The following is a 24309-nucleotide window of genomic DNA, read 5'->3' on the forward strand; positions in this document are numbered from 1 at the left end:
CTCCGCCCCCTGATCTGGAGCCGCACCCCTGAATAGCGAACAGCGTCGGGTATCAGCGACCCCACGCAGACCATGGATCCAGCGTCAATCTTCCACTTCGGGAAAACAAGAGGTAAATCAACCGACGGCGATGTAGGCAGAGTTACCTCGCCCGAAGGGCCCGCCACTCCGGCCGGTGAAGTCGGCGCCGCATCACGGAATTACCGTGCCGCTCCCGTGAAACGCGGTCTCAAGTATCGCACGGTCACGGGAAAACCGAATTGCGTTGCAGGTCATCGGGTTTCCACGGGCCGCCGCCGCTCAGAAATCCTCCGCACAAAGGCGGGCAGATCACGAATACCCCCTCCCCGATCCCCCGAAGGGGGTGCGGAGGGGGTGATCAAGGGGCGGCCGCTCCCCCGCGCTACATCTGCACGGCCTGTGCCACCGCCGCCTGCGGGCGGATCGGGAGCCGGCCGATGGGGCGGCCGGTGGCGGCGCGGACGGCGGAGGCGACGGCGGCCGGGGAGGTGACGACCGGGACGGCGCTGGCGGGCTTGGCGCCGAAGGGGGCGACCACATCGCGTTCCTCGACGAGTTCGACGATGCGGATGTCGGGGGCGTCGAGGGCGGTCGGCAGGGAGTATCCGGTGAAGTCGGGGTGGCGGACCTGGCCCCGGGTGGTACGCAGGTTCTCCATCAGGGCGGCGCCCAGCCCCTGCGTGACGCCGGCCTCGATACGGGCCCGCAGCTGGGCCGGATTGAGCACCCGGCCCACATCCTGGGCGACCGTCATCTCCACGACCCGGATCGTGCCGAGCTCGATGTCGACGTCGGCGACGCAGCGGATGGCGCAGAAGGCGAGGCCGACGAAGGCGTCGCCCTGACCGTTGTCGTCGAGCGGTTCCGTGGGGTGCGGCCGGCACTGGGCGGTGGCCCACAGTTCCTTGCCGTCCAGCGCCTCCGCGACGGTCGTGCTGAGCACCCCGTCGTAGGAGGTGATCTTGCCGTCGGTGATGCTGAGCAGCTCGGTGGACATCCCGAACTTGTGGGCCAGCGGCTGCAGGAGCTGGGTACGGACCATCTTGGCGGCGCGTTCGACGGCGCCGCCGGAGACCCAGGTGTGCCGGCCGTGGCAGGCGGGTCCGGCCGGGGGCTGGTCGGTGTCGACGCCCGCGACATGGACCTCGTCGACCCCGAGGGTCTCCTGGACGATCTGCCGCGCCAGGGTGGAGAAGCCGGAACCGGTCTCGACGGCCGCGCAGATGACGGTGGCGACCGAGCCGCTGACCTTGACGGTGGCCGTGGAGACCTCGTCGGTGCCCTCGGCGCCGAGCATGTGCACCATGCCCAGCGCATAGCCGACGCCGCGGCGTACCGCGCCCGGCTCGCCCGCGCCCTCGGGTCCGCCCGGCAGCAGCCATTCCGCTTCGGGGGCGTCCTTGGGGAGTTCGGGCAGCGGTGCGTCCTTGACGGCGTGCAGCAGCTCGGCGACCGGGGCCGGGCAGGTGACGGTCTGGCCGGTCGGCAGCAGATCGCCGGTGGCCATCACATTGCGCATCCGGATCTCGTCCGGTTCCAGCCCCAGCTGCGCGGCCAGCTTGTCCATCTGGCCCTCGTAGGCCGCGCAGACCTGCATGGCGCCCTCGCCGCGCATATGGCCGGAGGGCGGGTTGTTGGTTCGTACCGCCCAGCCCTCGATCACGGCGTGCGGGACGACGTACGGGCCGCAGGAGAAGGACACGGCGGCGGCCAGGGCCTCGGCGGAGGTGTCCGCGTAGGCACCGGCGTCCATCAGGATCTGCGCCTCCACCTTGACGAGCTTGCCGTCGGCGTCGGCGTGGTGGCGGTAGCGCAGCAGCGTGGGGTGGCGGTGGGCGTGCGCGAGGAAGGACTCCTCGCGGGTGGCGGCGAGCTTGACCGGGCAGCCCGTACGCAGCGCCAGCAGGCCGAGCGAGAGCTGGATGCCGGGGTCCTCGCGGTCGGCGGTGGCACCGGGGACGCCGGTGACCACCACCTTGACGCGGTCCGGTTCGAGGCCGAAGGAGGCGGCGGCCAGATCGCGGTCGGTGTGCGGGTCGGTGGAGGCCGTGTAGATCTCCACACCGCCGTCGGGGCGCGGCACCGCGAGTCCGGCCTCGGCCCCGATGGGGGCGGGGTCCTGGCGGCCGATCCGGTAGAGCCCCTCGACCATCACCTCGCCGACCGCTTCGGCGTCGCCGAAGTGGAGCGGGATGTGCCGGATGAGGTTGCCGTCGGGGTGCAGCGGCTCGGCCTCGAAGGCCAGCTGGGGGTCGGTGACGGCGTCCAGGAGCTCGTACTCGACGGTGATGGCGGCGGCGGCCAGACGGGCGGTGTCGGGGTGGTCGGCGGCCACCGCGGCGATCGGCTCGCCGTGGTGGCGGACCTCATCCTTGGCGAAGACCGGGCGGTCGGCGACGCCCCGGCCGTGCCCCGCGTCACCGGGGACGTCCTCATGGGTGACGACGGCGCGGACGCCCGGCATCTCGGCCGCGTGCTTGGTGTCGATCGACAGGATCCGCGCGCGGGGGTGCGGCGAGCGCAGCACCGCGGCCCACAGCAGCCCCTCGGCCCACAGATCGGCGGCGTACGGGAAGGTGCCCTCGGTCTTGGCCGGCGCGTCCGCGGGCGGCAGCGAGACGCCCAGGCCGCGCGGCGGCGGCTCCACCGGCGGGATCGGGACGCTCGCCGCGGGGGTCGCGGTGGCGGCGCCGGCGCCGTCTGTCGTGCCACTCATGCCGAAACCTCGCTCCGCCCGGCCTCGCCCTCGCTCGGCGCGCACCTCTCGATGACTGTGCCCCTGAGGGCATTCCTCCAGCTGACGCCGGGGGCACCCGCACCCGGCTGCTGCCGGGCGACTTCGGCCGGGGGGATCCCCGTGCTGCGCCCGCTCATGCGGCGCCTCCCGTCTGCGGATCGGTGGGGTCCGAGGGGCCCGCCTGGTGGGGGATCCGGGGCTTGTCCGCCGGGGCGTCGGCCGCGGTCTCCGCCGCGGCGTGCGCGGCCTCGGCGGCCTCCGCACGGGACTTGACGACCTCCTCGACGGCGTCCAGCACACCGCGGTAGCCGGAGCAGCGGCAGAGGTTGCCGCACAGCGCCTTACGGGTCTCCAGCTCGCTGGGGGCGTGGTTGCCCTCCAGGAGGTCGTGCACGGTCATCGCCATGCCCGGGATGCAGAAGCCGCACTGCACGGCGCCGGACGCGGCCAGCGCCTGCTGCACGTCGGAAGGGACGCCGTCCTGCGCGAGCCCCTCGACGGTACGGACCTCGCTGCCCGCCGCGGTGGCGGCGGGCACCAGGCAGGACGCGACGAGCCGCCCGTCCACCTGGACGGAACAGGCCCCGCACTCGCCCTGTGAGCAGCCGTCCTTGGCCCCGGCGAGGCCGAGCCGCTCGCGCAGCACGTAGAGCAGCGACTCGCCGATCCAGGAGTCCGTGACGGGCCGGTCGGTGCCGTTCACGCGCAGGACGTAGGAGGCGGCGGGGTGTTCGTCGTGGGGGTGGTGGTGCTCGTCGGGGGTGGCGGCGCCGTCGGGGACGGGGGTGTCGGGGACGGCAGCGTCGTGGGCGGGAGCGGCGGGGGCGGTGGGATCGCCGGTGAGGTCGGCCGGCTCGGCGGGGCCGGCCATGTCCGCCGGTTCGGCCGGTGCGGACGCCTCCAGGGGCGCGTCGTGGCCTTCGGCGGGTGCGGTGACGGCCTCGGGCCGGGGCTCGGCGGGCACCGGGCCGGGCGTCGGCTCCGGCTCCGTGGCGGCGCTTGGGCCGGCCTCACCGGCCGTCCGCTCGTCCGGTTCGGCGAGGCGGTCCTCGCCGGCCGCCGCCCGGGGCTCCTCGTATGTCCCGTAGGGCTCGTAGGCCCCGTACGCATCCCCGGTGCCGGTTCCCTCGTCGGGAGCGGTCGCCGGGCCGACCGCGAATTCCCCGGAGTGGTCGGGCTGTTCCCCTTCGGCGGCCGGGACCGACCAGCGATCGGCGTCGGAACCGGCACCTATGCTCGGCGCCGCCTCCTCCGGCCGGGGAGCCGCCTCCTGCTGCTGCGCGGGCGGCCACTGGGCCAGCGCGTCGGCGGGCAGCGACCAGTGACCGGTCGCACCAGCTGCCGGCGCGTCCACCCGGCCCGCGTCCGTCCCGTACGGACCGCCGTCAACCGCTTCACCGCCGCCCGTCAGGCCGTCGGCCGGGGCGCCCTCCGCCGCGTAGGGATCGTCGGCGGGGGCGTGGAACGGGCCGTCCGCGGCGGTCTCGCCCTGCGCGGGCACGCCGGTCGTGGCGCTCAGCCCGGCCGAGAAGTTCCAGTGGCCGGTGCGGCCGGTCTCGCCGGCGTCCGCCGGGGCCTCGTGGCCGCCGTAGGTGTCCTGGTAGCCGCCCTGGTAGGCGGCGGCGCCCGGGGGCTCCGGGTGGTGCCCCGGCTGCCCCTGCAGCCCCTGGTAGCCCGTGAGGCCGTCATCGCCGACCAGATACTCGCCGGACTCCTCCAGGCCGTCGTCCGCCGCGGCCGGAACCGACCATGCTCCGGCGGCCTCCGCGCTGCCCGCGACCGGCCAGTCCACGTGGTCGCCGCCCCACGACTCCGCCGCCGAGGGCGCGCCGCCCTGATAGATCGCGGCGGAATCCTGGTGGCCGGACTGACCGGAGTGGCCCGAGTGACCGGAGTGGGCCGGGTATCCGGCGGACGGGTCGACGTATCCGGCCGAGGGGTCCGCGAACGGCATCGTCCACTGGCCGGTGGACGACGGGTCGGTGCCCGCGTCCGGGACCGGTGGCGTGGCGGCGTGCTGGGTGAAGGAGGACGGCGGGGTGTAGCCGTGGCCGGGCGCGGCGAGCGGGTCGGCGCCCGGGTTGCCGTAACCATTTCCGTAGCGGCCGGGCACGCCGCCGTAGACGCCGGTGGTGAAGCCTTCCGGGAGCTGGACGAAGGCGGTGGCCTCCGACTCGTACTCGCCGCCCTGCGGGAGTGGTTGCCAGCCCTGTTCGGGGTGCGGCTGCTGCGGGGGGCGGTTGTCGTCACTCATGCCGAGACCTCGCTTCGCGCGGCCCCGCATTCGCGAGGCGCGCACCTCCTGATGGTTCGCTCACTACGCTCGCTCACGAGAGCGCCCTCCCAAGTGCGCGGCGGGCCAGGGCCGCCACCGTACGGCGCAGGTGCAGCGCGGCGGGCGGCAGGGGCACGGGTTCCGAACCGTCCTGCGGCGGCACCGGGTCGGGAATACATGCAGCTGCCACGTAGTCGCCGAAGGCCGCCAGGGCCTCGGGCACCAGGCCGCGTTCGCCGTCCCAGTCGATGAGCGAGGCCACCCACTGCTCGGCCTCCAGGGGACGCAGCGGCATCGCGGCGACCGCGCCCACGGCGCAGCGCACGCCGCGCCGGGCCGGGTCCAGGACCAGCGCCACCGAGGCGGTGGCCCGCCCGGGGCCCGTCCGGCCGGTGGCCTTGAGGAAGGTCTGCGGGGCGTGCAGCAGCGGCACCCGTACGAAGCCGACGAGTTCACCGGGATGCAGCATCTCCCGGCCCGCCAGGAGGTGGCTGACGGGCATCTCGCGGCGCGCACCGCCCGGTCCGGCGATGATCACGGTCGCCTCGAGGGCGGCGAGCACCGGCAGCGTGTCGCCGGTGGGTGCGGAGGTGACGATATTGCCGCCGAGCGTCCCGGCGTTGCGGATCTGCGGGGGTCCGGCGGCGCGGGCGGCGGCGGCCAGGCCGGGGATCAGCGCGGCGAAGTCGGGGCGCCCCATACGGGCGAGGGTGAGGCCGGCGCCGAGCAGCGCATGGCCGTCCTGGTACTGCCAGCCGCGGATCTCGCTGATCCGGCCGAGGCCCACCAGGGCTGCGGGTCTGAGGAGTCCGGCGTTGACGGCCGCCATGAGGTCCGTACCGCCCGCGACCGGAACGGCGGCGGGCATGGCGGTGAGCGCCGCCACCGCCTCGTCGAGCGAGGCCGGCAATGTCACCGTTGGTGACGCCTGCGGTGCATGGGTGGTCAAGCCAGCTGCCCCTTCCCCGGTGTCCCGGCAGTTCCGCTCCGCCGTACGGTACGTGCTCACGGCCCGGACGTGGCAACTCTGGCACATCTTCCCGGCCCCACGGCGGGAGGGTCCGCGAAGCGGCGTTCCGTCCCCATGCGGCGCGGTGGTCCGATTCGTCCGCCACTCGGGGTGCGGCGGGCGGCGCACGGGGTACGGTGCGCGCCTTGCGGGCGCCCATCGCCCGTACGGCGGTGCGGGGCAACCACGCTCCCAGGCCCCGGCCGCGCGGTCGCCTTCTCGGGCGCGGGCTCACACGTTTGGGGGCGCCCCGTCGATCGGGCGTCCGAGCACACCGGGGCGCCGCTGCCAGGGGTGCGGGCCGCCGGGCGGGCGGTAGTCGACGCCGAGGGCGTCGAGGCGGGCGTAATGGGCGGTCATCCGGCGGCTGAAGTCCTGGTAGTCGCGGTCGGCGGGCCGCGGCAGCCGCGCCCAGGCGACCTCGGCGAACGCCGCGAGCCGCGGGAAGACCTGGTAGTCGAGGCGCTGCTGACTGTCCATGACCTCGGTCCAGACGTTGGCCTGAGTGCCCAGGATGCGGGCGGCCTCCTCGTCCGTCAGCTCCGGTGGTACCGGCTCGAAGCGGTAGACGTCCTCCAGGGTGCGGACGTAGCCGATCGGCACCGGCTCGTCGGGGCAGGCATGCTGACGGTGGTCCAGGTACACCTGCTGCTCGGGGCACATGACGACGTCGTGGCCGGCGCGGGCGGCGGCGATCCCGCCCGCGTAGCCGCGCCAGGAGGAGACGGCGGCTCCCTCGGCGAGGCCGCCCTCGAGGATCTCGTCCCATCCGATCAGCCGCCTGCCGCGGTCGGCGAGCCAGCGGTCGAAGTGCCGGATGAACCAGCTCTGCAGCGCGTCCTCGCCGGACAGGCCCAGTTGGGCGATGCGGGCCTGTGCGGTGGCCGAGGCCCGCCACTGGTCCTTGGGGCACTCGTCGCCGCCGATGTGGACGAACGGGGAGGGGAAGAGGTCCAGGACCTCCTCCAGCACATGCTCGTAGAAGCGCAGGGCGTTGTCAGTGGGGGCCAGTACGTTGGGATTGACGCCCCAGGTGTCCCAGACCTGCAGGGAGGTGGTGTCGATGACGTCGGCGTTGCCGAGTTCCGGATACGCGGCGATGGCGGCCTGCGAGTGCCCGGGGATATCGATCTCGGGGACGACGGTGATATGCCGCGCGGCGGCGTAGGCGACGATCTCGCGGAGGTCGTCCTGGGTGTAGTAACCGCCGTGCGGGCGGTCGTCCCACAGCGGTGAGGCCCGGTGCCCGAGTTTGGTGCGTGCGCGCCAGCCGCCGGTCCGGGTGAGTTCGGGGTAGCGCCGGATCTCGATGCGCCAGCCCTGGTCGTCGGTGAGGTGGAGGTGCAGGACGTTGAGCTTGTGGGCGGCGAGCAGGTCGAGGTAGCGCAGCACGCCGTCCTTGGGCAGGAAGTGGCGGGCGACGTCGAGCATCATGCCGCGCCAGGCGAACCGCGGCGCGTCCTCGACGACGACCATCGGCAGGTACCACGCGTCCCGCTCCACGACCGGCGCCCTGCGGAACGCCTCGGGTCCCAGCAGCTGCCGGAAGGTCTGCGCGCCCCAGAAGACCCCGGCCGCGCCGCCGCCGTCGATCCGGACCGCCAGGCCGTCCACGGTGATGCGGTAACCCTCGGGCGCCAGTGTCCGGTCGATGGCGAGCACGATGCGGTTGTCGTCGTCCGCGCCCGGCGCGAGCGGCAGCCCGGTGGCCGCGCCGATCGTGGACCGCATCCAGCGTGCGGTGCCCTCGGTGCCGGGCCGGGCATCGAGCAGCGTCTCGTGGTCGAGGGGGAAGAGCTGCCGGGCGGGCGGCGTCCAGTTCAGGCGCCGCGGCGCGGGAAGCAGGTCCGCAGGTGCCGTGCGTGGCGGGTGTGCCGGGTCTGCCGTGTGTGCCGTATCGGGCGTGGCTCGATGTGACGTGGCTCGATGCGATGTGGCTCGATGTGACGTGGCTCCGTCTGGCGTGGCGCTCTGTGTCATGGCTCCGAACCTGCCATGACACAGACGCCTACGGCCCCGGTATGCGCGGATGTGCGCACCGGAGCCGTATGGCAGGACCGCGGGAGCGGACCGGCTACTTCTTGCCGCCGTCCTTGCCGCCCTTGTCCTTGTCGCCACCGGCGCCCATGGACTCGAAGATCTCCTTGCACATCGGGCAGACCGGGTACTTCTTGGGGTCGCGCCCCGGCACCCAGACCTTCCCGCACAGCGCGACGACGGGCGTGCCGTCGAGCGCGCTCGCCATGATCTTGTCCTTCTGGACGTAGTGGGCGAAGCGCTCGTGGTCGCCGTCGCCGTGCGACACCTGCGGTGTCGGCTCTACGAGGGTCCCCGTACCTGCCCCGCGCTCGGGCTCAAGAGTGCTCATAACTGCCAAGGGTACCCACGCCCGCCGCAACCCGGGAGCGTCGGCCTGTCCCCGTATGGAGGACGCATCCGAGGGCCGCCACGCCGGCCGTCGCCCAGGGGAGCACGGACGGCGGCATGCCCGTGGCCAGCGCGAGTCCGCCCAGCGCCGAGCCGACGGCGCTGCCCAGATAGAGCGCCGAATTGTTCAGGGCGAGCGCGATGGTGCCGCGGTCCGCGCTCAGCGCCAGCAGCCGGTGCTGCTGGGGCACCTGCAACGCCCAGCCCGCCGCACCCCACGCCACCAGCGCGACCACCGCACCGGGCAGCGCCGCGGCGGCCAGCGTGGGCAGCAGCGCCTGTGCCGCGACGATCACCACGAGCACCCCGCCGACCAGCGCCCGGACCCGGCCCGTACGGTCCACCAGCGGCCCGGCCAGCACACTGCCCAGCACCCCGCCGGCGCCCCAGGCCCACAGATACGGGGTCACCTCGCCGACGCCGCCCGCGGCGGACAGTACGGGCGCGAGGTAGGTGTACAGGCCGAGGCTGGCGACGGCGGCCAGGAAGGACACCACGACCACGGGGGCCACGGCGCGGTCCGTGACGGCCGCCAGCCGGGCGCGGAGCGGCACGGCGGGGGCGGCGGGTATCTGCGGCAGCAGGGCCGCGAGTCCGCCGAGCGCGAGGGCGCCCAGCGCGGTCACCAGCCACAGCGTGGCGCGCCAGCCGGTGTGCTCGGCCAGCAGCACCCCGATCGGCACGCCCAGTACGGTGCCCGCACTCATCCCGCCCATCACCAGGGCCAGCGCCCGCCCGCGCCGCCCGTCCGGGGCGAGCGCGGCGGCGGCCGCCGTGGACAGGGCCGAGTAGACGCCGGCCCCGGCGCCGGCGATCACCCGGGCGGCCAGCAGCGCCGCCAACGAGGGCGCGAGAGCGGTGACGGCGTTGCCGAGGGTGAAGACCGCGAGCGCGGCCAGGAGCAGCGCGCGGGGCCGGGCGGCCGACAGCAGCCCGGCGACCAGCGGTGCGGCGATCGCATACGCCAGGGTGAAGGCCGTGACCAGCTGGCCCGCCGACGCGACCCGGGTGCCGATGTCGTGCGCGATGGCCGGCAGCAACCCCGCCATCACATACGCGTCCAGGCCGAGGGTGAAAGCCCCCAGCGTCAGCAGCCACACCTTGCGCACCGCACTCAACTCCCCTGATCGTCCGGGGCGGCGGGGAAGCCCCGGCCCCGGGGTGAACCGAACACGGGAAACGTAGGAAGTCTCCGGATGGTCGGTGAAATGCCCGTGGGGTGCATTTATGCTGGGGCAGCATGAATGCCGGCAGCCCCCTCGACAGCTGGTACGGGCACGACCTCGACGGCATCGAGCTACGCCATCTGCGTGGCTTTCTGGCCGTCGCAGAGGAGCGCAGCTTCACCCATGCCGCCGACCGGCTGCGGACCGGCCAGCCCACGCTGACCCGGGCCGTCCGGGCGCTGGAGGGCGCACTCGGCGTCCGGCTGCTGGACCGTACGACCCGGCGCGTCGAGCTCACCGACGCGGGCCGCCGGCTCTACGCCGATCTCGCCCCGCTGCTCCCCCGGCTGGCCGCCGCGCTCCGCTCGCCCGCCGGACAGGCGACCCTGCGGCTGGGCTTCACCTCGCTGCTGCCCGACGTCTGCACGGCGCTCACCGCGGACTTCACGGCGGCGACCGGCGCCGGCGTGCGGCTGGTGCGCCGGGACACCCCGCTGGCCGGCCTGGAGAGCGGGGAGTGCGATGTCGCGGTACTGCGCGGCGAGGTCCCCCAGGACGCCGGGCTGCGCGCCACGGTCCTGTTGCGCGAGCCGCGGGTGGCCGCCCTGGCGCGTACGCCGCTGCGGACAGCGTCGGCGGACGCCGTGCGCGCCGTGGCCCGTCGCCGGGTGCTGGACTGGTCCGAGCTGGCCGGGCTGCCACTGGTGGTCAACACCGTCACCGGCAGCACCCGGCCCCAGCTGTGGCCCGAGGGACGGCGCCCCCGACTCGCCTGCACCGCTGGGAACTTCGACGAATGGCTGGAGGCGGTGGCCGCCGGGCACGGCATCGGGGTGGCCCCGGAGCCCGTGGCCCGGCGGCACACCCACCCCGGGATCCGGTACGTACGGCTGAAGAACGCGCCGCCGGTGCCCGTGCATCTGGTCCTGCCCGGCCGCGACGCCCATCCGCTGGCCGAGCGCTTCCTCGCCGTGGCGCGACGGCCACCGGCGCCACGGCCCGCGGCCCAGGGCAAGCCCTAAGGCCGATGGGGCCGCGGGCCCGGCCATGACCCATCGGGCAAGCCCTAGAACGCCACCGGCACCCCGCCGCGGTCCCCCGCCGTCAGGCCCAGCTCCACCGCGAACGCCAGCGCCGCCTCCGGACGCACCGCGTACCAGGAATCCTGATCGCAGACCGCGTCCAGCAGCGCGGCGATGTCCGCCGCACCGACCGTACGGGCCTCGGCGGCCGCTATGAACGCGCGGACCGCGGCCACCGGATCGACCTCGGTCTCCGTGACGGCCACCAGGTCCTCGACGATCCGCTCGATCGCGTCGTCACCCGTCCCGGCCCAGCTCAGGGCCATCTCCAGACCGTCGTCCGGCATCGACTCGGGGTACGGGGCGCGGGACCAGGCGCCGTCCTGCCACCAGTAGACGAAGCCGAAGAGATTGCCCTCGGCGTCGTAGCGCATCCGCTTCCAGGGCAGCCACTGGGGGCCGCCGGCCAGAAAGTCGATCTGCCGCTTGCCGTTGTGCGTGTAGCTGCCGTCCGCATCCTGGCCGCACAGCAGGGCGCGCCCGCCGTCGTACAGCTTCAGGCGCCACCAGTAGGCACCGCCGCCGTTCGTGCACTCCAGCCCCAGCGGTCCCCAGGAGAAGTCGTCCCAGTCGTCCATGGCCGCGGCCACCACGGACAGCGTCGCGGCGCGCGCCCACAGCCGCTCCGGATGGTCCAGATCCTCGGGCACGCTCGGCCTGTGCATGGCGCTCCCCCGTTCGTCTCCGCGCGGCCGCGCCGTCGCGCCCGCGCACCGTCCCCTGTATCCCGAACCATAGCGACGGGGTCCGACAATTCCCCATGACGAACCCGTAACAAGGCTGCGGATGCCCCGTCCGGCGCGGACGGCGCGGGCGACGGGCCGGGCGGGGACCGGCCCCGGGGACCGGACCCAGGGCCGGGCTCAGTTCAGCGAGGGGTCGTCCGGATAGGTGGCGACCATCGCCAGTTCATTGCGCTGGCGCCGCAGCACCGCGCGCCACAGATGCTCCGGATCGGGCGAGGAGACGTCGCCCGGCTCGGATTCGACGACGTACCACGCGCCCTCCACCAGCTCGTCCTCCAGCTGGCCGGGGCCCCAGCCCGCGTATCCGGCGAAGATCCGCAGGCTGCCGAGGACGGCCGCGAGCAGCTCCGGCGGGGCCTCCAGATCGACCAGGCCGATCGCGCCGTGCACCCTGCGCCATCCCAGCGGCTCGTCGCCGGGCGGCAGGTCGTCCGTGTCCGCGGCGGCCGCGCCCCCGACCTCCGCATCGCCGCCGCCGGCCCGCGCACCGCTCTGCGCGGAGGCGACGCCGCCCTCACTGGACGGCCCGCCGGGCACCACCGCGACGCCCAGCGCCGAGTCCAGCGAGACCGGGCCGCCCTGGAAGACCACCCCCGGCTCACCGGCGAGCTCGGCCCAGGGTGCAAGGATGTCCGCCACACCGACCGGTGTGGGGCGGTTCAGGACCACGCCGAGGGACCCCTCCTCGTCGTGGTCGAGGAGCAGCACGACCGCGCGGTCGAAGTTGGGGTCGGCGAGCGCGGGTGTGGCGACGAGCAGCCGCCCTGTGAGCGAGGACACCTCGGTCATGGCCACATGATCCCGCAATTCGGCCCGGAGCGGGGAGTCAACGGCCCGAACGGCGACAGAGCAGGGCAGGGCGTACGGCGGCAGCCCCGGCGCACGAGGCAAAGAACAGATGGCCCATTCGAGACATTCGGCGGCATTTTCGGCCAAAAGGCGATTACGCATCAAAGCCGGATCGTGGCGGAGCGTGTTGTGACAAGGCCATTACCTGCCTAATCGGTGCACGGCCCTACGGACCCGCCCTCCGGCGCCCTTACCATTTCTGCTTGGCCCTGCCCGTCTCCAGGAACGCGAGATCCATGACCGTCTCTACTGACGACGTACTGCTTGTCCACGGCGGCACCCCGCTCGAGGGCGAGATCCGGGTTCGCGGTGCGAAGAACCTCGTGCCGAAGGCCATGGTCGCCGCCCTCCTGGGCAGCGGCCCGAGCCGGCTGCGCAATGTGCCCGACATCCGCGACGTCCGCGTCGTGCGCGGCCTGCTGCAGCTGCACGGCGTCACGGTCCGGCCGGGTGACGAGGCCGGCGAGCTGATCCTCGACCCGTCGCACGTGGAGAGCGCCAACGTCGCGGACATCGACGCGCACGCCGGCTCCTCGCGGATCCCGATCCTCTTCTGCGGCCCGCTGCTGCACCGCCTCGGCCACGCCTTCATCCCGGGCCTGGGCGGCTGCGACATCGGCGGCCGCCCGGTCGACTTCCACTTCGACGTGCTGCGCCAGTTCGGTGCGACGATCGAGAAGCGCGCCGACGGCCAGTACCTGGAGGCCCCGCAGCGGCTGCGCGGCACCAAGATCCGGCTGCCGTACCCGTCGGTCGGCTCGACCGAGCAGGTGCTGCTGACCGCCGTTCTGGCCGAGGGCGTCACCGAGCTGTCGAACGCCGCCGTGGAGCCGGAGATCGAGGACCTCATCTGCGTACTGCAGAAGATGGGCGCGATCATCTCCATGGACACCGACCGGACGATCCGGATCACCGGTGTCGACAAGCTCGACGGCTACACCCACCGCGCCCTCCCGGACCGCCTGGAGGCCGCCTCCTGGGCGTCCGCCGCGCTGGCCACCGAGGGCAACATCTACGTCCGGGGCGCCCAGCAGCGCTCCATGATGACGTTCCTGAACACCTTCCGCAGGGTCGGCGGCGCCTTCGAGATCGACGACGAGGGCATCCGCTTCTGGCACCCGGGCGGCTCGCTCAACGCCATCGCCCTGGAGACCGACGTCCACCCCGGTTTCCAGACCGACTGGCAGCAGCCGCTGGTCGTCGCGCTGACGCAGGCGTCGGGCCTGTCGATCGTCCACGAGACCGTGTACGAGTCCCGCCTCGGCTTCACCTCCGCCCTCAACCAGATGGGCGCGCACATCCAGCTCTACCGCGAGTGCCTGGGCGGCTCCGCCTGCCGCTTCGGGCAGCGCAACTTCCTGCACTCCGCGGTCGTCTCCGGGCCCACCAAGCTCCAGGGCTCCGACCTGGTCATCCCCGACCTGCGTGGCGGCTTCTCGTACCTCATCGCCGCGCTGGCGGCGCAGGGCACGTCCCGCGTCCACGGCATCGACCTGATCAACCGCGGCTACGAGAACTTCATGGAGAAGCTCGTCGAGCTGGGCGCCCATGTGGAACTGCCGAACGGAGCGCCGCGGGCCGAGCCCGCCCGTGCGGCGGGCTGAGCCCCGCACCACACCGAGGCCGCACTGTGGGCCGGGCCGCCGCCGGGGGCCCGGCCCACAGCCGTACGGTCCGGACGGCGCGGCGACGGCACCGACGGCCGCCCTCGCCGGACGGCGAACGGCCGGTGGCCCGGCTGCACGCAGCGGCGGCGCCGTCGCCAGGCCGAGGAGCGCCGGGAGTTGCGAGTGCGACGGAACGGCCCGCCGCTGCGCGTCCCCGGCACGTACGCAACTCCCCCGCGCCCCCTCCGCAGAACCGCACCCGCCCGCCCGTGGTCTGACGGTGCGTCACCGGCCGTTGCGGGCCCCTACGGTGTGGTCGAACAGACCCCCTAGGGGGTGCGAGGGCCCCCTGCGGGGCCACAACTCGGGGGCGCGGAGAGGTATTCCCGGGGCGGCGGCGGGGAACGGGTGACGAGCCTTGGCCGCGCGGCAAGCCGTACCCCGACCCCTGTCCGGCCGCGGCGGCCCGCCTCGGCGTCGATCCGGCGCACTGCCTGGCCGTCGAGGACACCCCCACCGGCGCGGCCGCCGCCCCAACCGCGGGCTGCCGGCTGCCGGCCGTACCGAGCATGCCGGGCATCGTGCCCGGTCCCCGTGCGGCCGTGGTGGCCTCTCTGGAGGACATTGACCTGTCGGACTTCCCGTTCACCCCGGCGGCCTGAGGAGGCGCCGCAGAGGCGGCCACAGGGCCCGTACGGGCGGTGTCCGGCCTACGGCCCGGCCCCTGGGAGAACGTGACGCGGTCCGACGGCCGGCCACCGCAGCCAAAAGGGCGGCCACCCCGGAGTGGGATGGCCGCCCTTCATGGCTTCGTGCGGTGCTGCCGAGGGTCTTACTTACCCTTGGCGGCTTCCTTGAGCTTGGAGCCCGCGGAGACCTTCACGCTGTAGCCGGCCGGGATCTGGATCGGGTCGCCGGTCTGCGGGTTCCGCGCGGTGCGAGCGGCACGGTGGGTGCGCTCGAAGGTGAGGAAGCCGGGGATGGTGACCTTCTCGTCGCCCTTGGCGACGATCTCGCCGGTCACCTCGGCGAGGGCGGCCAGAACGGCGTCGGCGTCCTTGCGGGTCACCTCGGCGCGATCGGCCAGAGCGGCCACCAGCTCACTGCGGTTCATGTTTGTACTCCCGTGTTCTTCTTGCCAATGGGCGTGCCCTGCGGCGTGCCGCGTATCAGGCACAGCGAAGCCGATGCTGCCAGGGCCCTCGGACAGTCCCCGGACCCGGGTCTGCTGCCAGACCCTCGCGCCCGATTACGCATCCTGCCCCTACCTGCGGGACTAAAGCCAATCCGGAACCCTGGAGGGTCACACGAAAGCCCCACTGCCGCGTCATGGTGACGCTCCGTAGCGCGCCGCTCCGGGCCGCCCCACAGGGTGGCGGTCATTTGCCGACCGCCAGCCTATGGGGGGCCCAGGGACGGCAAGTCACGCGACGCGCCGTACTCAGAGGGCCGTGGCGGCTGTCACATCGGGGTCGGCGGCCTTGGCCGCTTCCCGTACCGCACCGGCCACCGCGCCCGCAACCTTGTCGTTGAAGACGCTGGGGATGATGTAGTTCGGGTTGACCTCGTCGTCCAGGACGACGTCCGCGAGGGCGCCGGCCGCGGCCAGCATCATCTCGGTGTTGACCGTGCGGGACTGCGCGTCGAGCAGGCCGCGGAAGACGCCGGGGAAGACCAGGACGTTGTTGATCTGGTTCGGGAAGTCGGAGCGGCCGGTGGCCACGACGGCGGCGGTCTGCCGGGCGATGGCCGGGTCGACCTCCGGGTCGGGGTTGGCGAGTGCGAACACGATCGCGCCCTCGGCCATCTTCGCGACGTCGTCGCCGTCCAGGACGTTGGGGGCGGAGACGCCGATGAAGACGTCCGCGCCGACCACGGCCTCCTTGAGGGTGCCGGTGATGCCCTCGGGGTTGGTGTTGTCGGCGATCCAGCGCAGCGGCGAGTCCGGGTCGGCGTCGACCAGGTCGGGGCGGCCGGCGTGCACCACACCGTGGATGTCGGCGACGACGGCGTGCTGGACGCCGGCCGCGATCAGCAGCTTGAGGATGGCCGTGCCGGCGGCGCCCGCACCGGACATCACGACCCGTACGTCCTCGATCTTCTTGCCGACGACGCGCAGCGCGTTGGTGAGGGCGGCGAGCACGACGATGGCGGTGCCGTGCTGGTCGTCGTGGAAGACGGGGATGTCCAGGGCCTCGCGCAGCCGGGCCTCGATCTCGAAGCAGCGGGGGGCGGAGATGTCCTCGAGGTTGATGCCGGCGAAGCCGGGGGCGATGGCCTTGACGATCTCGACGATGGCGTCGGTGTCCTGGGTGTCCAGGCACAGCGGCCAGGCGTCGATGCCCGCGAAGCGCTTGAAGAGGGCCGCCTTGCCCTCCATGACGGGCAGGGCGGCCTTGGGGCCGATGTTGCCGAGGCCGAGGACGGCGGAGCCGTCGGTGACGACCGCGACGCTGTTGCGCTTGATGGTCAGGCGGCGGGCGTCCTCGGGGTTGTCGGCGATCGCCTGGCAGACCCGGGCGACCCCGGGGGTGTAGATCATCGAGAGGTCGTCACGGCTGCGGATGGGGTGCTTCGACGACATCTCGATCTTGCCGCCGAGGTGCATCAGGAACGTACGGTCGGAGACCTTGCCGAGCGTGACGCCGACGATCTCGCGCAGCTGGGAGACGATCTCGTCCGCGTGCGCCGTCGAGGTGGCGGCGATGGTGACGTCGATCCGGAGCTTTTCGTGACCCGAGGCGGTCACGTCGAGGCCGATGACGGACCCGCCGGAGGACTCCACGGCCGTGGTGAGCTGGCTGACCGCGGTCCCGCTGGCCGGGACCTCCAGCCGAACCGTCATCGAGTACGAGACGCTGGGCGCCGTTGCCATGGCCGACTTCCTCTGCTTTCCCTTGTTTTCTCTCTATGCGGCTCCGTGACCCGGGGATGCCCAAGTACGGAGCGCGTTGTCCGATCGTCCCACCTACCAGCCGGTACACGGTAACCAGCTACAAAATTCGGAAAGACATTTCCACCATACGAGAGAGCATGGGGTGAGCGGAACCCCCCTCCCCGATCGCGGCAAGGCACTTTTCGGCAAGGACCCGGCGGCCGAGAAGCCTCGGCGGCGAAACGACTGCGGGCGCCCCTCCCGGAGGAGAGACGCCCGCAGACTGCTTGATGACACCGGCCCGCCATGCTCGCCTCGCGGCAAGTGGTCGCTCGTAGCGACGATGGTTGGGCCCGGGGGCTTGGATCGAGCCGGTGCCGTCACCCAGGCTAACAAACCATCCCCGGAAGCGAATCCCGTCCCGGGCAGCCGATTTTCAAGACCCCTCGTACGGCGGCCGGTGCCCTCCCTCGTACGGCGGCGGCCGGCCACGCATACGGCGGCGGTCAGTCGCGCAGCAGGTCGGGCACCCCCACCGCGTCCGGCTCGTCGCGTCCGGTGGAGAGCACCGTCAGCTGCTGGGTGGCGCGGGTCAGTGCGACATAGAGCACCCGCAGCCCGGCCGGGGACTCGTCGGCGATCTCGGCGGGCGAGACCACCAAGGTCGCGTCGTACTCCAGCCCCTTGGCCTCCAGCGAGCCCAGCGCCACCACCCGGTCGCCGAGCCCGGCCAGCCAACGGCGGGCCTGCTCGCGGCGGTTCATGGCCACCACGACGCCGACCGTGCCGTCCACCTCGCCCAGCAGGCGCGTGGCCTCGGCGACCGTGGCCGCCGCCAGCTCCTCGTCGGTGGCGCCGTCGGGGCCGCCGGCCCCCTCCGGTGACGTCACCGCGAAGCGCGGCTCCAGGCCCGTCGAGCGGACCGCGTCCGGCGAGCGCTTCCCGGGCATCGCCAGCGCCAGCACCTTCGCCGCCAGCTCGGCGATCTCCGCCGGGTTGCGGTAGTTCACGGTGAGCGTGAAGCGGCGGCGCGGGCGGGTGCCGAGGGCCTCGTCGCGGGCGAGCGCGGCCTCGTCCGGGTCGGACCAGGACGACTGCGCCGGGTCGCCGACCACCGTCCAGGTGGCGTGCCGGCCGCGGCGGCCGACCATGCGCCACTGCATCGGCGTCAGGTCCTGTGCCTCGTCGACGATGACATGGGCGTAGTCGGTGCGTTCCTCCTCCAGGCGCTCGCGCCGGCTGCGGCCGCCGGAGTTGCGGTCCGCAAAGGTCGACAGCTCCTCCAGACCGGTCAGCTGGTCCAGCGGGTCGGCCTCGCGCGGGCGGGCCGGGCGCGCCGGGGCGCCCAGGATCTGCTGGAGCTCGTCCAGCAGCGCGACATCGTGCACCGACAGCGGGCCGCGGCCGTCCGGGCCCACCCGGCGCAGCGAGCGGGCCAGCTGCCGGGCCTCGCGCGGGTTGAGGATCCGGCGGGCCCAGCGGCCCAGCAGGCGCTCGTCGGCCATTGCGGCGAGCACCCCGCGCGGGGTGAGTTCGGGCCACCAGGCGTCCAGGAACTCCTGGAAGTCCGGCTCGGTGCTGAGGTCCTCGTCGAAGCCCTGGCGGACCTCGGCGGCCAGCTCGGGGTCCGTGTAGCGGCGGGCGGCGCCCGACCGGGTCCACAGGGCGTCGAGGATCAGCCTGCGGGCGCGCGGGCGCAGCAGGTTGACCGGGGCGGTCCCGCCGAGCGCGGCCAGCCGGATGCCGCGCAGCTCGTCGGCGTCCAGCTCCAGGCGTCCGCCGAAGGCGACGACGCGCAGCCGGGTGGTGTCCCGCCGGCGGTCCCGCGGCAGGTCCAGCGCGCCGCGGGCGGCCTTGCGCAGCAGTTTCTGCATGCGCGAGGAGCCCTTGATGCGGGAGACGGCCGGCGGGTCGTACGCGGTCGCCTCGGCGCCGTCCACCAGCGAGCCGAGCGCGCGGATGGCGACCTGGCCCTCCTCGCCGAGCGAGGGCAGTACGCCTTCGGTGTAGGCGACCAGCAGCGGGGTCGGGGAGACGACCAGGATGCCGCCGGCGTAGCGGCGGCGGTCCTGGTAGAGGAGGTAGGCGGCGCGGTGCAGCGCCACCGCGGTCTTGCCCGTGCCGGGGCCGCCCTCGACCTCGGTGACGGAGGCGGCGGGGGCCCGGATGACCATGTCCTGCTCGGCCTGGATGGAGGCGACGATGTCGCGCATGGTGTGGCTGCGGGCCCGGCCCAGCGCGGCCATCAGCGCGCCGTCGCCGATCGCGGGCAGCTCCACGCCGTCCAGGGTGGCGGTGACCTCCGGGCGCATCAGGTCGTCCTCGACGCCGAGGACCTTGCGGCCCTTGGAGCGGATGACGCGGCGGCGGACGACCCGGCCGGGGGCGACCGGGGTGGCGCGGTAGAAGGGCGCGGCGGCCGGTGCCCGCCAGTCGATGACCAGCGGGGTGTAGTCGGCGTCGAGCACGCCGAGGCGGCCGATGTGCAGCGTCTCGGCGATCTCGGCTCGGTTGTCCACGATGGCGCCGTCGGCGGGCTCGACGGAGGTGTAGGCGCCGTCCGGGCCCTTCTTGCCGTCCTTGCCGAGGAGCAGGTCGATCCGGCCGAAGAGGAAGTCCTCGTACTCGGAGTTCAGGCGGTGGAGATGGACGCCGGCCTGGAAGACCTGGGCGTCGCGTTCGGCGAGTGCGCCGGGCGTGCCGACCTGGCCACGTTTGGCGGCGTCGTCCATCAGGAACTCTGCCTCGTGGATCTTCTCCTCAAGGCGCCGGTAGACGCTGTCGAGATGCGTCTGCTCGGCCTCGATCTCGCGGTCGCGAACGGAATCCGCTGCGTGACGGACGGCGTCCGATGCGTGATCCGGTGCGTGCGTGGCGTTCTGCGCGGCCACCCAGGCCCCCTTCTGCTGTGCGTAGGGCAGCCGTCAACCGTACGCGAACAGGGCACCGTACGCATCTGGCCATACGGACAAAAAAGGGCGTGTCCGGTCGGATGTTGACCTAGACCTTAACTTCGGCAGAAGTCGTGGTGGTGGCCGATGAGGGTCCCGGATCGCTCCGGGACCCTATCCGCCGCCCGTCCGGCGGCCTCCGCGGGGGCCCGGCGGGCGGCTCCAGCGGGTTTCAGACATCCACGCTGGCCAGCCGGTCGCCGTCGAGCGTACGGATTTCGAAGCGGTCGATGTCGGCGCGGTTGAGGGCCGCCCCGCCGGTGGCGAACAGCGGCTCGCTGTTCCATTTGGCGGTGCTGCCCTTGATGCCGTAGCCGCTCCTGGGGACCGCCCAGGTGGTGACGGTCTGGCGGCTCCCGTCCTTGCCGACGGCGACGAGGTCGCAGGTCAGCGGCCCTTTGACGCCGGCGAGCTGGAGGACGACCTGGGTTCCCCAGGGCTTGGCGGTCATCGAGACGCCCGCCGAGACCTTGGTGACGGGATCGACGGCGGTCGCCTTCTCGCCCGCGGCGTACTGCGCGCGGACGGCACGGGCGAGCGGCGGCGCGGCGGGCTCCCGCTCCGGTCCCGCGCCGGTCAGGGCGAGGGTGGCGAGCGGTCCGCCGATGATCAGCGCGGCGGCCGCGGCGACGAGGTACAGCCGGCGCCGGCCGCGGCCGCGCCGGGCCGCCGCCACCTCGTCGAGCAGACCGTCCAGGACGCCGGGCCCCGGTACGGCGGTGACCGTGTCGGGCGTGGGCGCGGTCTCCTTGAACTCGGCCAGCAGCGGGGACAGCGCGAGCAGTTCCTCGAGTTCGGCCGCACACCGGTCGCAGCCGGCCAGATGCCACTCGAACCGTTCCGCGTCGGCCGCGTCCAGGACGCCCAGCGCATAGGCGCCGACGTCGGTGTGCCGGTCCGGCTGCGTGGGCGGGGTCACTCCGTCACTCCTCTTTCTTCCAGCGAGAGCTTCAGGGAGCGCAGCGCGTAGAAGACCCGGGACCGTACGGTCCCCGCCGGTACGCGCAGCACCTCCGCCGCCTCGCTGACCGTGCGCTCCTTGAAGTACGTCTCGACAAGGACGTCCCGGTGGGCCGGGCTCAGATCGCGCAGCGCCTCGGAGATCGTCATCGTGCGCAGCGCCCGGTCGATCACATCGACCGCCGGCATCGTCTCCAGGGGCGTCGGATCGACCTCCTGGGGCCGGGCCTGGCGGCTGCGGTGGCCATCGATGACGATCCGCCGGGCGACGGTCACCAGCCATGGCCGGATGGAGCCGGTCGCGCTCTGCAGCTGCTCGGCGTTGCGCCAGGCGCGCACCAGCGTCTCCTGCACCACGTCCTCCGCGCGGTGTCGGTCGCCCGCCACCAGGCGCAGGACGAAGGCGAGAAGCGGCCCCGCATGCTCGTCGTAGAGGGCTCTCATGAGCACCTCGTCAGGTGTCGTCCGGTCTGCCACGGCGGCATCCTTGCGCACTCCAACTCCCGGGTCGATAGCGCGGATCACCGGAGGGCGCCCGGGACCATGCCATGAATCGGCCTTGTGGGGAGGGATACGGACGGGACGGGCGGTGCACTCAGAGGTTGGCGAAAAAAATCGGCCAAGTACGGGGCCCGCCCCGGCGTTACCGCCCGCCCGGCCCGGCGTCCTGGGTGACGGCCCCGCTGCGGGCCGTCGTCCGCCTGCGGTGCCGCGCCACCCGCTCCCGGTTGCCGCACACCTCGCTGGAGCACCAGCGGCGGCGCCGCCCGCGGGAGGTGTCCAGATAGACCAGCGAGCAGCCCTCGCCGGCGCACTGCCGCAGCTGCCCGCGGGCCGGGGCGTCGGTCAGCAGGCCCACGGCGTCGCGGGCCACCGCGGCCAGCAGCCCGGTGCAGTCCGGCGGCCCGGGGAAGGTGCGGGCCAGCGTGCCGTCCTCGGTCCGTACGGCGTGGACGGCGGGCGGGCCGGCGGCCGCGGCCGCGGCGTTGAGCAGCGCCAGGTCGGCGTCGGCCGCCGCGCCGCGCAGTTCGTCGTGCACGACCCGGCGCAGCAGCTCGCGCAGCGCCCGGAAGCGGGCGACCCACTGCCCGTCGACGCCGTCCAGCGGGACGCCGCGGGGCACCACTCCGGTGCCGGTCAGCCAGGCCGTCAGATGCTCGGGGCCGGTGAGCCGTTCGGCGTCCTCGCCGGTCGTGGCCACCAGATCCAGGCAGATCCGCCCGCAGTCGAACCGCAGGTCGTAACGCGCCGCCATGTGCCTGTCACTCCTTAGAGAACCACCGCGGAACACACGCGTGGACTCCCAGAGTGCCCGGCGGGGGCGGCCGCCGGAAGGCTGCGGTCGGGACGGTCACGGCCGGTGCGCAGGCACCGCGGGGAGGCCCGCGACGGAGGCGTTCCCGAAGACGCTCCACGTAGACACTTCATGTAGACATCGCGCGTATACATCTCATGTATAGTCCGTCGGCATGTCGCCCACATCCCTGCGCAAGAACCGTGCCAGCCTCACGCACAAGATCGGTTACGCGGTACGGAACCCGGCCCGCATCGCCCCGTACGTCAAACGCACCGCCCGTGACACCTGGCTGCGCCTCAAGCACCCGCAGCACGTGGACTACTACCGCGCGGTGATGGCCTCGGACACCGGCCGCAACCCGGAGGCCGCGGTCGGCAGCCGCACCCATGAACGCTGGCTGGCGCTGGGCGAGATGCAGTTCGACTACCTGATGGAGCACGGTCTGCGGCCCGGCCACCGGATGCTCGACATCGGCTGCGGCAACCTACGGGCCGGCTGGCGCTTCATCGACCACCTCGACACCGGCAACTACTACGGCATCGACATCTCCCCGGACATCCTGATATCCGCGAAGCAGACCCTGACGACCTACGAACTCCAGGCCAAACTCCCGCACTTGACGATCACCCGGAACCTCACGCTGGACTTCCTTCCGGCCGCCCACTTCGACGTCGTCCACGCGCACAGCGTCTTCTCGCACTCCCCGGTCGACGTCATCGACGAGTGCCTCGCGCACGTCGGCCGGATCCTCGCGCCCGGCGGCTTCTTCGACTTCACCTTCGACCGCACCGAGGGCACCGAGCACCAGGTGCTGCGCGAGGACTTCTACTACCGCACCGAGACGCTGCTGCGGCTGGCCCGCAAGCACGGTCTTCAGGCGCGCTTCATGGAGGACTGGGAGACCCGCAAGCACGGCCAGTCCAAGATCCGCGTCAACAACCCGGTCTGAGGCCCACCGCCCGGCCTCGCCCGGACCCGCCCGGTCCCCCGCCCCGCCGCGTCAGCTCCCGTCGTACTTCCCGGTCTCCGCATGCGGATCGAGCGACAGCCGGTACCCGCGCTTGACCACCGTCTGGATCAGCTGGGGCGCCCCCAGCGCCACCCGCAGCCGGGCCATCGCCGTCTCCACCGCATGCTCGTCCCGGCCCGCGCCCGGCAGCGCCCGCAGCAGATCCGCGCGGGAGACCACCCAGCCGGGGCGGCGGGCCAGGGCGCGCAGCAGCGCCATCCCGGCGGGCGGCACCGGGCGCAGCACGCCGTCCACCACGACGGCGTGCCCGCGGATCTCGACGCGGTGACCGGCGATCCGCAACGGCCGCACCCGGCCCGGCAGTTCCTGGCACAGCAGCTGCACCAGCGGCCCCAGCCGGAACCGCTCGGGCTGGAGGGTGGGGACGTCCTGCGCCTGGAGCGGCAGCGCGGTGACCGGCCCCACGCACACCGCCGGCACCTCCTGCCGCAGCGCCGCCAGCACCTCCTCCTGGATGCCGCGCTCCCCGGCGCGGCGCAGCAGGGAGGCGGCGGCCGGGGCGCTGGTGAAGGTCACCGCGTCCACGCCGTGGCCGATGACCGCGTCCAGCAGGCGGTCCACCGGGCCGATGTCCTCCGGCGGCATCCAGCGGTACACGGGGACGCCGACGACCTCGGCGCCGCCGTCCCGCAGCGCCTCGACGAACCCCGGCAGCAGCTCCCCGTGCAGCTGGATGGCCACCCGGCGGCCCGAGACGCCCTCCGCCAGCAGCCGGTCGAGGACTTCCGCCATCGACTCGGAGGCCGGTGACCACTTCTCGCGCAGCCCGGCGGCCCGGATCGCGCCGCGCACCTTGGGACCGCGGGCCAGCAGCTCCACGCCGGCCAGCCGGTCCAGCAGCGCCTCGCCCAGCCCCCAGCCCTCGGCGGCCTCCACCCAGCCGCGGAATCCGATGGCGGTGGTGGCCACGACCACATCCGGCGCGCTGTCGATCAGGTCCCGGGTCGCGGCGAGCAGTTCGGTGTCGTCCGGCAGCGGGACGATGCGCAGCGCGGGCGCGTGCACGACCTGGGCGCCGCGCCGCTCCAGCAGGGCGCCCAGCTCCTGCGCCCGCCGGGCTGCGGTGACCCCTACCGTGAACCCCTCCAGCGCCCGCACGGCGGCCTGGCCCTCATGGTCTTGCTGCTGCTCGTGCATGGTCGTCCGTCCCGCTCCGCACGCGAAGGTGTGCTGCGTCGTCGCCCTGCCGCCGCGGCTCGGGCGGCACGGGATGCCTGGCAAGCCTGCCAACGGCTGATGACAGGCCCGGTCCCCCAGTATTTCCCGTCTGTTACGGC

General features: G+C 73.5%; 18 protein-coding genes and 1 pseudogene. 4 read left to right on the forward strand and 15 right to left on the reverse strand.

Annotation, left to right across the window (positions count from 1 at the left end; translation table 11 throughout):
* Window positions 1-403: 403 nt before the first annotated feature.
* The 6 genes from AC5677_RS14540 to AC5677_RS14565 form a co-directional block, all read right to left on the reverse strand.
* Entirely contained in the window at window positions 404-2737 is a 2334-nt protein-coding gene (locus AC5677_RS14540) for a xanthine dehydrogenase family protein molybdopterin-binding subunit (protein WP_497195463.1), read from the reverse strand.
* 154 nt (window positions 2738-2891) lie between these two features.
* Window positions 2892-5012, reverse strand: a complete 2121-nt coding sequence (locus AC5677_RS14545) for a 2Fe-2S iron-sulfur cluster-binding protein (protein WP_497195464.1) — start codon at window positions 5010-5012, stop codon at window positions 2892-2894.
* 73 nt (window positions 5013-5085) lie between these two features.
* Window positions 5086-5982, reverse strand: a complete 897-nt coding sequence (locus AC5677_RS14550) for an FAD binding domain-containing protein (protein ID WP_497195465.1) — start codon at window positions 5980-5982, stop codon at window positions 5086-5088.
* Window positions 5983-6273: 291 nt separating this feature from the next.
* Window positions 6274-8022: a beta-N-acetylhexosaminidase gene (locus AC5677_RS14555; RefSeq protein WP_497195466.1), complete on the reverse strand. Its 1749-nt coding sequence runs from the start codon at window positions 8020-8022 to the stop codon at window positions 6274-6276.
* A gap of 94 nt (window positions 8023-8116) precedes the next feature.
* Complete coding sequence (locus AC5677_RS14560; protein ID WP_026169910.1) at window positions 8117-8410, reverse strand: DUF3039 domain-containing protein; 294 nt, start codon at window positions 8408-8410, stop codon at window positions 8117-8119.
* A complete protein-coding gene (locus AC5677_RS14565; protein ID WP_497196622.1) occupies window positions 8397-9578 on the reverse strand; it encodes an MFS transporter in 1182 nt (393 codons plus the stop codon). Before AC5677_RS14565 ends, AC5677_RS14560 begins: the two co-directional genes overlap by 14 nt.
* Window positions 9579-9709: 131 nt before the next feature.
* Between AC5677_RS14565 and AC5677_RS14570 the strand changes: the two genes are divergently transcribed.
* A complete protein-coding gene (locus tag AC5677_RS14570) occupies window positions 9710-10657 on the forward strand; it encodes a LysR family transcriptional regulator (protein WP_497195467.1) in 948 nt (315 codons plus the stop codon).
* 44 nt (window positions 10658-10701) lie between these two features.
* Here the strand turns inward: AC5677_RS14570 and AC5677_RS14575 are convergent, their stop codons facing one another.
* Together AC5677_RS14575 and AC5677_RS14580 are read right to left on the reverse strand one after the other, a co-directional pair.
* Window positions 10702-11382: a hypothetical protein gene (locus tag AC5677_RS14575; RefSeq protein ID WP_497195468.1), complete on the reverse strand. Its 681-nt coding sequence runs from the start codon at window positions 11380-11382 to the stop codon at window positions 10702-10704.
* A 198-nt stretch (window positions 11383-11580) separates the two neighbouring features.
* The gene (locus tag AC5677_RS14580) at window positions 11581-12252 is read right to left on the reverse strand and encodes a YqgE/AlgH family protein (protein WP_497195469.1); all 672 of its coding nucleotides are present in this window, start codon (window positions 12250-12252) and stop codon (window positions 11581-11583) included.
* Window positions 12253-12548: 296 nt separating this feature from the next.
* Between AC5677_RS14580 and murA the strand changes: the two genes are divergently transcribed.
* Window positions 12549-13916, forward strand: coding sequence for a UDP-N-acetylglucosamine 1-carboxyvinyltransferase (gene murA, locus AC5677_RS14585; protein WP_497195470.1), 1368 nt, complete (start codon window positions 12549-12551; stop codon window positions 13914-13916).
* A 410-nt stretch (window positions 13917-14326) separates the two neighbouring features.
* Window positions 14327-14581 (forward strand): annotated as a pseudogene (locus AC5677_RS14590) (HAD-IA family hydrolase); the annotation flags it as partial.
* 170 nt (window positions 14582-14751) lie between these two features.
* Here the strand turns inward: AC5677_RS14590 and AC5677_RS14595 are convergent.
* The 6 genes from AC5677_RS14595 to AC5677_RS14620 all read right to left on the reverse strand — a co-directional run bounded on the left by AC5677_RS14595 (window position 14752) and on the right by AC5677_RS14620 (window position 21960).
* On the reverse strand, window positions 14752-15033 hold the full coding sequence (locus tag AC5677_RS14595; RefSeq protein ID WP_030069353.1) for an HU family DNA-binding protein: 282 nt from the start codon (window positions 15031-15033) through the stop codon (window positions 14752-14754).
* Between the two features lie 327 nt (window positions 15034-15360).
* The gene (locus AC5677_RS14600; RefSeq protein WP_497195471.1) at window positions 15361-16794 is read right to left on the reverse strand and encodes an NAD-dependent malic enzyme; all 1434 of its coding nucleotides are present in this window, start codon (window positions 16792-16794) and stop codon (window positions 15361-15363) included.
* A gap of 506 nt (window positions 16795-17300) precedes the next feature.
* The gene (locus AC5677_RS14605) at window positions 17301-19685 is read right to left on the reverse strand and encodes a HelD family protein (protein ID WP_497195472.1); all 2385 of its coding nucleotides are present in this window, start codon (window positions 19683-19685) and stop codon (window positions 17301-17303) included.
* A 232-nt stretch (window positions 19686-19917) separates the two neighbouring features.
* On the reverse strand, window positions 19918-20664 hold the full coding sequence (locus AC5677_RS14610) for a zf-HC2 domain-containing protein (RefSeq protein WP_497195473.1): 747 nt from the start codon (window positions 20662-20664) through the stop codon (window positions 19918-19920).
* Window positions 20661-21149 (reverse strand): sigma-70 family RNA polymerase sigma factor, encoded by a 489-nt coding sequence (locus tag AC5677_RS14615; protein ID WP_497196623.1) that lies wholly within the window; start codon window positions 21147-21149, stop codon window positions 20661-20663. The genes AC5677_RS14610 and AC5677_RS14615 overlap by 4 nt, the downstream gene beginning before the upstream one ends.
* Before the next feature lie 199 nt (window positions 21150-21348).
* Complete coding sequence (locus AC5677_RS14620; protein WP_497195474.1) at window positions 21349-21960, reverse strand: CGNR zinc finger domain-containing protein; 612 nt, start codon at window positions 21958-21960, stop codon at window positions 21349-21351.
* A gap of 214 nt (window positions 21961-22174) precedes the next feature.
* Between AC5677_RS14620 and AC5677_RS14625 the strand changes: the two genes are divergently transcribed.
* On the forward strand, window positions 22175-22951 hold the full coding sequence (locus tag AC5677_RS14625; protein ID WP_497195475.1) for a class I SAM-dependent methyltransferase: 777 nt from the start codon (window positions 22175-22177) through the stop codon (window positions 22949-22951).
* 51 nt (window positions 22952-23002) lie between these two features.
* Here AC5677_RS14625 and AC5677_RS14630 read toward each other — a convergent pair whose 3' ends face one another.
* Window positions 23003-24169, reverse strand: a complete 1167-nt coding sequence (locus AC5677_RS14630) for a uroporphyrinogen-III synthase (RefSeq protein ID WP_497195476.1) — start codon at window positions 24167-24169, stop codon at window positions 23003-23005.
* Window positions 24170-24309 lie beyond the last annotated feature (140 nt).

The sequence above is a fragment of the Streptomyces sp. JLSY215 genome, assembly GCF_059682825.1.

Coding starts and splice junctions, on each gene's coding strand:
- AC5677_RS14575 (WP_497195468.1), bottom strand. CDS start 11,382: ATGCACAGGCCGAGCGTGCCCGAGGATCTGGACCATCCGGAGCGGCTG.
- AC5677_RS14625 (WP_497195475.1), top strand. CDS start 22,175: ATGTCGCCCACATCCCTGCGCAAGAACCGTGCCAGCCTCACGCACAAG.
- AC5677_RS14630 (WP_497195476.1), bottom strand. CDS start 24,169: ATGCACGAGCAGCAGCAAGACCATGAGGGCCAGGCCGCCGTGCGGGCG.
- AC5677_RS14570 (WP_497195467.1), top strand. CDS start 9,710: ATGAATGCCGGCAGCCCCCTCGACAGCTGGTACGGGCACGACCTCGAC.
- AC5677_RS14615 (WP_497196623.1), bottom strand. CDS start 21,149: ATGAGAGCCCTCTACGACGAGCATGCGGGGCCGCTTCTCGCCTTCGTC.
- AC5677_RS14595 (WP_030069353.1), bottom strand. CDS start 15,033: ATGAACCGCAGTGAGCTGGTGGCCGCTCTGGCCGATCGCGCCGAGGTG.
- AC5677_RS14580 (WP_497195469.1), bottom strand. CDS start 12,252: ATGACCGAGGTGTCCTCGCTCACAGGGCGGCTGCTCGTCGCCACACCC.
- murA (WP_497195470.1), top strand. CDS start 12,549: ATGACCGTCTCTACTGACGACGTACTGCTTGTCCACGGCGGCACCCCG.
- AC5677_RS14545 (WP_497195464.1), bottom strand. CDS start 5,012: ATGAGTGACGACAACCGCCCCCCGCAGCAGCCGCACCCCGAACAGGGC.
- AC5677_RS14560 (WP_026169910.1), bottom strand. CDS start 8,410: ATGAGCACTCTTGAGCCCGAGCGCGGGGCAGGTACGGGGACCCTCGTA.
- AC5677_RS14555 (WP_497195466.1), bottom strand. CDS start 8,022: ATGACACAGAGCGCCACGCCAGACGGAGCCACGTCACATCGAGCCACA.
- AC5677_RS14620 (WP_497195474.1), bottom strand. CDS start 21,960: ATGGCGGCGCGTTACGACCTGCGGTTCGACTGCGGGCGGATCTGCCTG.
- AC5677_RS14600 (WP_497195471.1), bottom strand. CDS start 16,794: ATGGCAACGGCGCCCAGCGTCTCGTACTCGATGACGGTTCGGCTGGAG.
- AC5677_RS14540 (WP_497195463.1), bottom strand. CDS start 2,737: ATGAGTGGCACGACAGACGGCGCCGGCGCCGCCACCGCGACCCCCGCG.